Source organism: Vagococcus teuberi, from assembly GCF_001870205.1.
In the GTDB taxonomy this organism is placed as follows: Bacteria; Bacillota; Bacilli; order Lactobacillales; family Vagococcaceae; genus Vagococcus; species Vagococcus teuberi.
In genome coordinates this window covers 1,710,020-1,721,947 of sequence record NZ_CP017267.1, presented here as the reverse complement: position 1 = coordinate 1,721,947, position 11,928 = coordinate 1,710,020, and the positions used below count along the sequence as shown (strand labels likewise).

General features: G+C 34.4%; 9 protein-coding genes. All 9 read left to right on the top strand.

All coding sequences use genetic code 11. From position 1 onward, the window contains the following. Window positions 1–24: 24 nt before the first annotated feature. The 9 genes from BHY08_RS08220 (at window position 25) to efaA (ending at window position 11,897) form a co-directional block, all read left to right on the top strand. A complete protein-coding gene (locus BHY08_RS08220; RefSeq protein WP_071457407.1) occupies window positions 25–1,632 on the top strand; it encodes a dihydrolipoyllysine-residue acetyltransferase in 1,608 nt (535 codons plus the stop codon). A 12-nt stretch (window positions 1,633–1,644) separates the two neighbouring features. Continuing rightward, window positions 1,645–3,051 carry a dihydrolipoyl dehydrogenase gene (lpdA, locus tag BHY08_RS08215; RefSeq protein ID WP_071457406.1) on the top strand — a complete coding sequence of 469 codons (1,407 nt, stop codon included), beginning with the start codon at window positions 1,645–1,647 and terminating at the stop codon, window positions 3,049–3,051. A 136-nt stretch (window positions 3,052–3,187) separates the two neighbouring features. Next, entirely contained in the window at window positions 3,188–4,354 is a 1,167-nt protein-coding gene (locus BHY08_RS08210) for a SulP family inorganic anion transporter (RefSeq protein ID WP_071457405.1), read from the top strand. 425 nt (window positions 4,355–4,779) lie between these two features. After that, entirely contained in the window at window positions 4,780–6,378 is a 1,599-nt protein-coding gene (locus BHY08_RS08205; protein ID WP_071457404.1) for a CTP synthase, read from the top strand. A 276-nt stretch (window positions 6,379–6,654) separates the two neighbouring features. Continuing rightward, window positions 6,655–8,172, top strand: a complete 1,518-nt coding sequence (locus tag BHY08_RS08200) for a DUF1846 domain-containing protein (protein WP_071457403.1) — start codon at window positions 6,655–6,657, stop codon at window positions 8,170–8,172. 85 nt (window positions 8,173–8,257) lie between these two features. Further along, window positions 8,258–8,947: a CPBP family intramembrane glutamic endopeptidase gene (locus BHY08_RS08195; protein WP_071457402.1), complete on the top strand. Its 690-nt coding sequence runs from the start codon at window positions 8,258–8,260 to the stop codon at window positions 8,945–8,947. 376 nt (window positions 8,948–9,323) lie between these two features. Next, a complete protein-coding gene (locus BHY08_RS08190; RefSeq protein WP_245729975.1) occupies window positions 9,324–10,106 on the top strand; it encodes a metal ABC transporter ATP-binding protein in 783 nt (260 codons plus the stop codon). Continuing rightward, window positions 10,106–10,963, top strand: coding sequence for a metal ABC transporter permease (locus BHY08_RS08185; protein ID WP_071457401.1), 858 nt, complete (start codon window positions 10,106–10,108; stop codon window positions 10,961–10,963). The genes BHY08_RS08190 and BHY08_RS08185 overlap by 1 nt, the downstream gene beginning before the upstream one ends. Beyond that, window positions 10,950–11,897 carry an Mn/Fe ABC transporter substrate-binding lipoprotein EfaA gene (gene efaA, locus BHY08_RS08180; protein WP_071457400.1) on the top strand — a complete coding sequence of 316 codons (948 nt, stop codon included), beginning with the start codon at window positions 10,950–10,952 and terminating at the stop codon, window positions 11,895–11,897. The genes BHY08_RS08185 and efaA overlap by 14 nt, the downstream gene beginning before the upstream one ends. Window positions 11,898–11,928 lie beyond the last annotated feature (31 nt).

The following is an 11,928-nucleotide window of genomic DNA, read 5'->3' as shown; positions in this document are numbered from 1 at the left end:
ACAACAGAAGGAGAGAAATAACAGATGGCTTTTAAATTTAAATTACCAGACATTGGTGAAGGTATCGCAGAAGGCGAAATCGTTAAATTGTTTGTTAAAGAAGGCGATACAATCAACGAAGACGATACGTTATTAGAAGTACAAAATGATAAATCAGTAGAAGAAATTCCTTCTCCTGTAACAGGTAAAGTACTAAAAGTTCTTGTTTCAGAAGGAACAGTAGCAAACGTTGGTGACGTATTAGTTGAAATCGACGCACCAGGACATGAAGATGAGGAAGAAACAGTCGCTCCAGCTGAAGAAGCAACTGCACCAGCGGCAAGTGCTCCTGCAGCTAGTACAGGCGGAGTATTCCAATTCAAATTACCAGATATCGGTGAAGGTATCGCAGAAGGGGAAATCGTAAAATGGTTTGTTTCTGCTGGAGATACAATCAATGAAGACGATACATTATTAGAAGTACAAAATGATAAATCAGTAGAAGAAATTCCTTCTCCTGTAACAGGTAAAGTAGTTAACGTATTAGTACCTGAAGGAACAGTAGCAAATGTTGGTGATGTATTGGTAGAAATTGATGCACCAGGACATAACGATGCTCCTGCAACAAGTGCAACAGCTACTGAAACGCCAGCAGCTGCAGCTCCAACTGCAAGTACACCAGCAGCATCAAGTGAGCCAACTGGTAAACCAAGTGCTCGTGTATTAGCAATGCCATCAGTACGTCAATATGCTCGTGCTAAAGGTGTTGATATTACGTTAGTAACACCAACAGGTAAAGGTGGACGTGTGGTTAAATCTGATATTGATAACTTTGGTTCAGCCCCAGTCGCTCAATCAGTTGAAAAAGTTGCTGTATCTGAAGAGAAAGTTTCTGTTGCACCAGCAGCTGAAGCATCTAAACCAGCAGCACCATTTGTTGGTATGCCTGAAGTTGAAGTTCGTGAAAAAATGACTCCAACACGTAAAGCAATTGCTAAAGCGATGGTAAACAGCAAACATACAGCTCCTCATGTAACATTACATGATGATGTTGAAGTATCTAAATTATGGGATCACCGTAAGAAATTTAAAGATGTTGCAGCAACAAGAAATACTAAATTAACGTTCTTGCCATATGTTGTTAAAGCATTAACTGCAACTATGCAAAAATTCCCAACATTAAACGCATCAATTGATGACGCAACAAACGAAATTGTTTACAAACATTACTATAACATTGGTATCGCAACTGATACTGATCATGGTTTATATGTACCAAACGTTAAACAAGCTAACACTAAGAGCATGTTTGATATTGCAGATGAAATTAATGAAAAAGCAGCTTTAGCTATTGAAGGTAAATTAACTGCAGCTGATATGCGTGATGGTACTGTAACAATTAGTAACATTGGTTCTGTTGGTGGCGGGTGGTTTACACCAGTTATTAACTACCCAGAAGTTGCTATCTTAGGTGTTGGTACTATTACACAACAACCTGTCGTAAACGAAGATGGAGAAATTGTTGTTGGAAGAATGATGAAATTATCATTAAGCTTTGACCACCGTATCGTTGATGGAGCAACAGCACAAAAAGCAATGAACAATATTAAACGTTTATTAGCTGATCCAGAATTATTATTAATGGAAGGATAAGGTGAATAGTTAATGGTTGTAGGAGATTTCGCATTAGAATTAGATACAGTAGTAATTGGTGCAGGACCTGGTGGATATGTTGCCGCAATTCGTGCAGCACAAATGGGCCAAAAAGTAGCAATTATTGAAAGAGAATACATCGGCGGCGTTTGTTTAAACGTCGGATGTATTCCATCAAAAGCACTAATTAGTGCAGGACACAAATATCAAGAAGCAATGCATTCATCTATCTTTGGTGTAACTGCTGATAATGTATCACTTGATTTTTCTAAAACTCAAGAATGGAAAAACAACCAAGTAGTTGCAAAATTAACTGGTGGTGTTGAATTCTTACTTAAGAAAAATAAAGTTGAAATTATCCGTGGGGAAGCATTCTTCGTTGATGAAAACACTCTACGTGTTATCGATGGTGACCATGCACAAACTTATTCATTTAATCATGCTATCGTTGCAACTGGTAGTCGTCCAATCGAAATTAAAGGTTTTAAATTTGGTGGACGTATTATTGATTCAACTGGTGGATTAAGCTTAACTGAAGTTCCTAAAAAATTAGTGATCGTCGGTGGTGGCGTTATCGGTGCTGAATTAGGTGGAGCATATGCTAACCTAGGTGCTGAAGTAACAATTTTAGAAGGTTCTCCACAAATTTTACCAACATTTGAAAAAGATATGGTTAAACTTGTTGAAAAAGAATTTGACAACAAAGGTATCAAAGTTGTAACAAAAGCAATGGCTAAAGAAGCTGTTGACAATGGCGATAGCGTGACTGTAACTTATGAAGTTGACGGTAAAGAAGAAAAAGTTGAAGCAGATTACGTTATGGTAACTGTAGGTCGTCGTCCAAACACTGATGATTTAGGTTTAGAAATCTTAGGCGTTGAGATGACTGATCGTGGATTAGTAAAAGTTGATAACCAAGGACGCACTAACGTGAAAAGTATTTTCGCAATTGGTGACATCGTTCCTGGAGCTGCACTTGCTCATAAAGCAAGTTATGAAGCTAAAATTGCTGCAGAAGCCATTGCGGGTGAACCAGTAGCAGTTGATTATCGTGCAATGCCAGCTGTGGCCTTTACAGATCCTGAATTGGCAACTGTTGGTATGACAGAAAAAGAAGCAAAAGAAGCTGGGTTAAACGTGAAAGCATCTAAATTCTCATTAGGTGGAAATGGTCGTGCGTTATCATTAAACCAAACTGAAGGATTTGTACGTTTAGTTACAACTAAAGAAGACAACGTGATTGTTGGTGGACAAGTTGCTGGTATTAGTGCTAGTGATATTATTGCAGAAATTGGTTTAGCTGTTGAAGCTGGAATGAATGCTGAAGATATCGCTTTAACTATCCATTCACATCCATCATTATCTGAAGCTGTTATGGATACAGCTGAGTTAGCGTTAGGTATGCCAATTCACATGTAATTTTAAATAAAGCATTGTTTGTTCGGACGTATAAAGCATCTCTTTTCAGAGGTGCTTTTTTATTTTTAAAACGTGTATTATTCAAAAGTATATGTTATGATAATTTTCTTGGAAAAGAATTAAGGGAGGGAAAAAGGTGTTACTTAGTATAAAAAAGAATGAGTGGGTAGGGAACCCACGTGAAAATATTTTTGCTGGATTAGTGTCATCGGTCGCAATTTTACCTGAAGTAATAGGGTTTGCCATTATAGCGGGAGTGCATCCAATGTCGGCATTATTTGCTTCAGCTATTACCTTATTAGTCATTACGTTAACTGGTGGAAGACCTGCTATGGTATCTGCTGCAGCCGGATCGATGGCTTTAGTAATTGCAGGATTAGTACAGTCGCATGGGCTAAACTATATGATTGCTGCTACCATATTAACAGGTATATTTCAATTTATTTTAGGTTATTTGAATATTCATAAAGTCATGAAATACATACCTAAAAGTGTCATGATAGGTTTTGTTAATGGATTAGCGATTTCAATTTTTTTAGCACAAGTTCAACAATTACCTGAACAAAATGTGATTGGCTATGTCATGGTTATTGTTAGTATATTAGCCATATATTTACTACCCAAAGTGATTAAAGTTGTGCCACCAGCCCTTATTATTATTACGGTCATGACTATCTTATCATTTGTTTTTAAAGGTAGTTTCTTTACTGTTGGTGATTTAGGAGATATGTCCTCACTCGATGTATCGTTTGGCTTACCACTTGTACCAATGAGTTTAGAAACACTGTGGATAATCTTACCAACCGCCATTTCATTAACGTTTATCGGACTAATGGAAACACTATTAACAGTTCCTATAGTAGATGAGATGACAAACTCAACTAGTGATAGTAAACGTGAAGTGAAAGCACAAGGACTGGCTAATTTTATTACGGGATTATTTGGTGGCCAAGCTGGATGTGCGATGATAGGGCAAGCTGTCATAAATGTTAAATCAGGTGGACGGACACGTTTGTCAACATTTGTATCAGGTACGACGTTATTACTGTTCATTTTTGTTTTAAACTCACTCATGATGGTGATTCCAACGGCAGCTTTGATTGGGATTATGATAACAGTTGCAGGGGATACATTTGATTGGAAAAGTTTACAGTTAGTAAAATCATGGGAAATGATTGAAAGTACTGCGATGGTAGTCACTGTCGTTGTTATTGTTTACACAGGAAACTTAGCAATTGGGATTTTGTGTGGTGTCGTATTAAATGGATTACTTATATTATTGACAAAATTAAATAAAAAATAGTAAAAAGGCAATGAGAACTCATCATAATTTTTATATCACAGAGAGAAAAACTAAAAAACTAAAGAGTTTGTTTTGTTATTATCTATTGATTTTGCAAGAGCATTATGTGAAACCCGTTGTGTTTATGATTATCATACTATAATTAGTATATTATAAATAGAACAACACCAGTTCATAGAAAGAAGGGGTTAATTTAGATAGTGATGGTTATGAAAAAGTTGGGGAAGATATGAAAATTAGATGGATTTCATAATTAAATTCTTGACGAAACATCAAAAACCTTGTATCATACTTTTTGGGCACTCTTGAGAAATAGAGGCAGATAGACTTAAATTAAAGCTCCCTTATTCATACGAATAGGGGGCTTTTCTTTGTTTTTTATAAAAGTATCTTCCCCAAGAAATATATGAAAAGAGGCGAATGTTATGACAAAGTACATTTTTGTAACAGGTGGAGTGGTATCTTCAATTGGAAAAGGGATTGTAGCAGCATCGTTAGGTCGATTATTAAAAAATCGTGGATTGAATGTAACTATTCAAAAATTTGATCCCTATATTAACATTGATCCTGGAACAATGAGTCCTTACCAACATGGTGAAGTATTCGTCACTGAAGATGGGGCAGAAACAGATTTAGATTTAGGTCATTATGAGCGATTTATAGATATTAATTTAAATCAACACTCAAATGTGACCACAGGAAAAGTTTATTCTGAGGTAATCAGAAAAGAAAGAAAAGGAGAATATCTTGGTGCGACAGTCCAAGTAATCCCACATATTACCAATGAAATCAAAGAAAAAATGATGGCAGCAGCTGATACAAATGAAGCAGATGTGATTATCACTGAAGTCGGTGGAACAGTTGGTGATATTGAGTCTTTACCATTTTTAGAAGCACTAAGACAGATGAAAGCAGATGTTGGTAAAGATAATGTATTATATATCCACACAACATTGATTCCTTATTTAAGAGCAGCAGGGGAAATGAAAACCAAACCGACACAACATAGTGTGAAAGAATTACGTAGTCTTGGGATTCAACCAGATATTCTAGTTGTTAGAACAGAAGAAGAAGTACCACAAGAAATGAAACAAAAGTTAGCACAATTTTGCGATGTGCCTGAAGAAGCAGTTATTGAATCAAGAGATGTGAAAACATTGTATGATATTCCACTAAATTTAGAAGCACAAGGATTGGATGATATTGTGTGTGATCATTTAGGGATTGAAGCGCCTAAAGCAGATATGACAGAGTGGCAAGAAATGGCAAAACACGTGCTAAACTTAAAACACAGTACACGTATTGCATTAGTTGGGAAATATGTTGAGTTACCTGATGCTTATTTATCAGTTGTTGAAGCACTAAAACATGCTGGATATGAACATGATACAAACATCGAAATTGAGTGGATTCAATCAGAAAATGTCACAAAAGAAAATGTCTCTGATTATTTATCAACAGTAGACGGTGTTCTTGTGCCAGGTGGATTTGGCGACCGAGGAATTGAAGGAAAAATCGAAGCGATTCGTTTTGCAAGAGAAAATAATATTCCATTCTTAGGTATTTGTTTGGGTATGCAAATGGCCTGTGTTGAATTTGCAAGAAACGTCTTGATGCTTGAAGGAGCAGATTCAAAAGAAACTGCACCAGAAACGCCTTATAACATCATTGATTTAATGTTAGATCAAGAAGGTGTAGAAGATATGGGAGGAACGTTACGTCTAGGAGCTTATCCATGCGAGTTGAAACCAGACACTAAAACACGTGACTTATATAATGGTGAAGAGTTAATCAGTGAACGTCATCGCCACCGTTATGAATTTAATAATGCGTTTCGCGAGTCATTTGAACAAGCGGGGATGGTCTTTTCAGGTGTTTCACCAGACAATCGTTTAGTTGAAATAGTTGAAATTCCAGCAAATGATTTCTTTGTTGCAAGTCAATTTCACCCAGAGTTCAAATCACGTCCAAATAGAAGTCATCCGTTATTTAATGGATTTATTAGAGCTAGCTTAAACAACTAGAACGTTAATAAAAAATACATATTATCATGATATACTTAGATTATAAAAAATGAGTATGATAATGTATGTATTATATTAATGATTAGTTTAGGGATAAATTATTAAAAGGTCAGTAGGATTAACATTGTACTAAAGAATAGTAAAAATTTATTATTTTTTATGATCAAGATAAACGACACAAGATATGTTACAAAAATTAGAGAAAAAGTTAAGTTAAGTGTTAATCATTGTTGGTTGCAATTTTACCATTTATCCTAACTTTTAAGGAGGAAAACCATGAAAAAGCTAGGATTTGATTCTCAGAAATACATTGAAGAGCAATCAAAATTTATTTTAGAACGTGTAAATAATTATGATAAATTATATTTAGAGTTTGGTGGTAAATTAATCGGAGATAAACATGCAAAACGTGTGTTGCCAGGTTTTGATGAAGACTCAAAAATCAAAATACTACAAAAATTAAAAGATAAAGCAGAAGTCATTATTTGTGTGTATGCTGGAGATATTGAGCGCAATAAAATTCGCGGTGATTACAACATCACGTATGACATGGATATCTTAAAATCAATTGATGAGTTTAATGAGTATGGCTTATCTGTTAACAGTGTGTTAATCACACGTTACAGTGGCCAACCTTCAACGAAAATCTTTATTAACAAATTAGAAAAACGAAATATTAAAGTTTATACGCATGAAGCAATTGACGGTTACCCATATAACATTGACCAAATAGTCAGTGATGAAGGCTTTGGAAAAAATCCATATATTCCAACAACAAAACCAATCGTGGTTATTACGGCTCCAGGAGCTGGTAGTGGGAAATTGGCAACAAGTTTAAGCCAAATTTATCATGAAAATCGTTTAGGACGAGTGGCAGGGTACTCAAAATTTGAAACATTTCCAGTTTGGAATATCCCATTAAAACACCCGTTAAATATCGCTTATGAAGCGGCAACTGTGGATTTGAAAGATGTGAATATGATTGATTCATTCCATTTTGAAGCCTATGGTGAGGTTGCAGTTAACTATAATCGTGATATCGAAACATTCCCAGTTATTAAGCGAATTATTGAACGAATCACTAACCAAGAGTCAGTCTTTAAATCACCGACAGATATGGGTGTAAACCGAGTTGGCTTTGGTATAATTGATGATGATGTGGTTAAAGAAGCTTCAAAAGAAGAAATTATGCGTCGTTGCTTTGATACAGAGTGTTTTTATAAACGTGGAATGGTTGACGAGGACGTGGTTAATCGTATTCAACTTATTATGGAAGAGATGGAACTTAAAAAAGAAGATCGTCGTCCAGTTCTTCCTGCAAGAGAGTATGCTGACAAGTTGAAAGAAATGGCTGAAGGTGAAGAGGCTGTTAATCCAATGTCAGTTATGGCGTTTGAATTATCAACTGGAGAAATTGTAACAGGTCGTACATCAGATTTGATGGATGCCTCAGCTGCTGCTATTTTAAACTCAATTAAACGTTTAGCTAATATTTCAGATGACATTTTATTATTGTCTCCTGTTATTTTAGAAACCATTCAAAAAATGAAAGTGGACGAATTAGGCAATAAAATGACTGCTTTAAACGCCAATGAAGTCCTAATTGCATTATCAATAAGCGCTGTAACGAACCCAACAGCTCAACTAGCTTATGAACAATTGGCTAATCTTGACGGAGTTGAAGCACACTCAACCGTTATGCTGAACAAAGATGATGAACAGGTTCTTAAAAAATTGGGCATGAATGTGACCAGTGACCCAGCCTTTTCATCAGAAAATCTTTTCTATATCTAAAAGTAAATACTTGAAATAATAAGCAAACCTAGATACACTATGTGAGTTAGGTTTACTTGTTGTTTTTTGAAGGGAGAAATGAACAATGAAAGACAGTAGTATGAGAAAATCTTTTATATCAGTCATCATTATTTTTATAGGAACATTGCTAATATTAACCTTGTCAAGAACGATAGCAGGGACAAATGGTTATATCTATTTTTTTATTTCAGTATTTTGGTTTATTGGTTTATTTTTAAGAGATATTAACACAAAAAAAGAAATGTTATCACATCAATGGAAAGACTTTAAAAAGATGAAATGGCGCCATATATTATACGTTGTGATCACATTAATTTTAGTTTCATTTATTATTCAAATCACTAGACCGTTTTTTAATCAATTTATTCCAAAAAATCCGGTGTATAGTTATGCTTATGATATTAATACAGCATTAGGACTTTTGTTTTCTGTATTAGCTGGTATAGTTGATTTAATTGTAGCCTTTGTTGAAGAAATAACTTATCGCTATGAAGGTATGTATGTATACAAATCTAATAAGATGTTAGTATCTATCATGTTAATTTTATCTAGTATATTATTTGGTTTTTCTCATTACTATAATTTTGGTGGCAGTTTTATAGCTAGTATGCCGTATGCTTTCGCTGGTTTGGTATTTGGTTTAATGTATTTGCTATCAAAAAATATTTGGGTACCAGTTATTGCCCATTTATTGTTTAATAGTACAGCTATTTTATCTAGTTTATTTTTAGTGATTGTTAAGTTAATTAGTTAAGAAAGGTGTAAGCATCATGGAAGAAATGTATCGTCTAATAGGTTTTATTGCGATTACAATTGGTATTATTTTGGTATATTAGCTCAATCGTGGGTTAAAACTAGGTTATTATTATTTAGAGATACAAGCATGGTTAAACAATATATAATAAATATTATTTTTATTATGATAGGAATATATTTCTTTTATATAAGCGGTTCTTTTAATTGAATAAACATCTATTGAGGCGACTGTATGTTATAGTCGCCTATTTTTTTATGTATTTTTATAAACAATTGAGTTGTGAAAACGATTCTCATTTGCTATAATGATTTTTAGTTTAGGTTAACCTAAAAAATATTTAAATTAATCCAAAAAAATAGAAGAGGTGAAAGAAATGCAAGAAGAAGCATTGGCAATGTCTTATGAGTATTTAACTCATGAGCCAATAGATGTACAACATATATCAGTATCATATCAAGCTAAAGTAGCTTTAGAAGATATCAGTTTATCCATTGAGCCTGGAAAAATCACAGGGATTATCGGACCTAATGGTGCAGGCAAGTCGACTTTTTTAAAAAGTATTATCGGACTGATTAAAACAGATAGTGGTCGTGTCACGATAGGTGGGCAGTCCATTGATTTAATCAGAAAGAAAGTGGCTTATGTTGAACAACGAAGTGCCATTGATTTAACTTTTCCAATAAAAGTTGATGAAACGGTCATGTTAGGCACATATCCTAATTTAGGATTATTCCGTCGACCTAAAAAAGAGGATCGTGAAAAAGTAAAAGAGTCGCTTGAAAAAGTAAAAATGGAGAACTTTGCAAAACGACAAATAGGAAACCTATCAGGTGGACAATTACAACGCGTGTTTATTGCAAGAGCTTTAGCACAAGATGCAGATATTATCTTTTTAGACGAACCATTTGTAGGGATTGACATGGTGAGTGAAAAATTAATTGTTAAACTATTACAAGAGTTGAGAGATGAAGGGAAAACAATTGTGATTGTTCATCATGATTTACATAAAACCAAAGAGTACTTTGACAACTTAATTATTTTAAATAAAAAGTTAATCGCCAGTGGTCCAGTATCAAAAACATTTACGACTTCAACAATCCAACAAGCTTACGGGGAAACAATGGGTGAAATTGTAATTAAAGGAGTGAATGACTAATGATACAACATTTTATTGAAGGTTTAGTAAAATATGATTTTCTACAAAACGCTTTAATCACGTCTGTCATTGTAGGTGTTGTATCAGGTGTGATTGGGAGCTTTATTATTTTGAGAGGAATGTCTCTGATGGGAGATGCGATTTCTCATGCAGTATTACCTGGAGTTGCGGTGTCTTATATGCTTGGTGGTAGCTACATGATAGGAGCATCAATTTTTGGAATAATGGCAGCAGGATTGATTGGCTTTGTGACACAAAAAAGTAAATTAAAAAATGATACAGCTATCGGGATTGTCTTTAGTTCATTTTTTGCTTTAGGGATTATTTTAATCTCATTTGCCGAAAGCTCGACCGATTTATATCATATTTTATTTGGAAATGTTTTAGCAGTTAGACCAAGTGATATGTACACAACATTAGCTGTTGCAGTTGCAGTCATTTTATTTGTGGTTTTATTTTATAAAGAATTATTAGTCAGCTCGTTTGATCCAGTCATGGCACAAGCCTATGGACTAAAAGTTCAAGTCATTCATTATGCTTTAATGTTTTTCTTAACACTTGTTGCAGTGTCATCTCTACAAACAGTAGGAACTATTTTAGTAGTTGCTATGCTTGTGACACCTGCTGCTACAGCTTATCTGTTAACGGATAAGCTATCAACGATGATTTTAATTGCTAGTAGTTTAGGTGCTATTAGTGCCGTGATTGGCTTATTCTTTAGCTATTCCTATAACTTAGCTTCAGGAGCCACTATTGTTCTGACCACTGTTGTATTTTTTATCATTACGTTTATATTTTCACCAAAACAAGGATTTATTTTTAAAAGAAAAGAGGAAGTTGTCATTGAAGAAGTCTAGTCTTATTTTATCAAGTATTCTTGCCGGTTTAATGGTATTATTTTTAGCTGGTTGCTCAACAGGAAGTTCCTCTACAGAAAAAAATGTAGATAACGATAAATTAAAAGTCGTTGCAACGAATTCGATTATTGCAGATATGGTTGAAAATGTTGGTGGGGAACATGTTGAAGTTCACAGTATTGTTTCAAGGGGCACAGACCCACATGAATATGAGCCACTTCCTGAAGATATCTCAAAATCAACCGATGCGGATGTTATTTTTTATAATGGATTGAATCTTGAAACAGGTGGCAATGGTTGGTTTTTAAAGTTAATGCAAACCAGTAAGAAAAAAGAAAATGAAGATTATTTTGTTGTCAGTAAAAATGTTGAGCCAATGTATCTAACAAGTGAAGGTCAAGAAAGCGAACAAGATCCTCATGCTTGGCTATCATTAAAAAATGGGATTATCTATGTGAATAATATTAAAGATGTCCTAGTGGAAAAAGATGAGAAGCACAAAGAAGATTATGAAAAAAATGCCAAAGACTATACAGAAAAATTAGAAGCGTTACACAATGAAAATACCAGTCGATTTGCAGGTATTCCAAAAGATAAAAATCTGCTTGTAACGAGTGAGGGCGCATTTAAATATTTCTCTAAAGCATACGGGGTAAATGCAGCGTATATTTGGGAAATCAACACAGAAAACCAAGGGACACCTGATCAAATGAGTCGGATTATTGATAAGATTAAACAAACAAAAGTGCCCAATCTATTTGTTGAACAAAGTGTGGATGCTCGCAGTATGGAGACTGTTTCACGAGAAACAGGTATTCCAATTTATGATACGATATTTACTGATTCATTAGCGAAAAAAGGTGAAACAGGAGATACTTATTATGAAATGTTGAAATGGAATTTAGATACCATTCATGAAGGGTTAATGAAATAAATAAAAACACTCTATTTAGCTGCTAAACTAA

Coding starts and splice junctions, on each gene's coding strand:
- BHY08_RS08190 (WP_245729975.1), top strand. CDS start 9,324: ATGCAAGAAGAAGCATTGGCAATGTCTTATGAGTATTTAACTCATGAG.
- BHY08_RS08205 (WP_071457404.1), top strand. CDS start 4,780: ATGACAAAGTACATTTTTGTAACAGGTGGAGTGGTATCTTCAATTGGA.
- lpdA (WP_071457406.1), top strand. CDS start 1,645: ATGGTTGTAGGAGATTTCGCATTAGAATTAGATACAGTAGTAATTGGT.
- BHY08_RS08195 (WP_071457402.1), top strand. CDS start 8,258: ATGAAAGACAGTAGTATGAGAAAATCTTTTATATCAGTCATCATTATT.
- BHY08_RS08185 (WP_071457401.1), top strand. CDS start 10,106: ATGATACAACATTTTATTGAAGGTTTAGTAAAATATGATTTTCTACAA.
- BHY08_RS08220 (WP_071457407.1), top strand. CDS start 25: ATGGCTTTTAAATTTAAATTACCAGACATTGGTGAAGGTATCGCAGAA.
- BHY08_RS08200 (WP_071457403.1), top strand. CDS start 6,655: ATGAAAAAGCTAGGATTTGATTCTCAGAAATACATTGAAGAGCAATCA.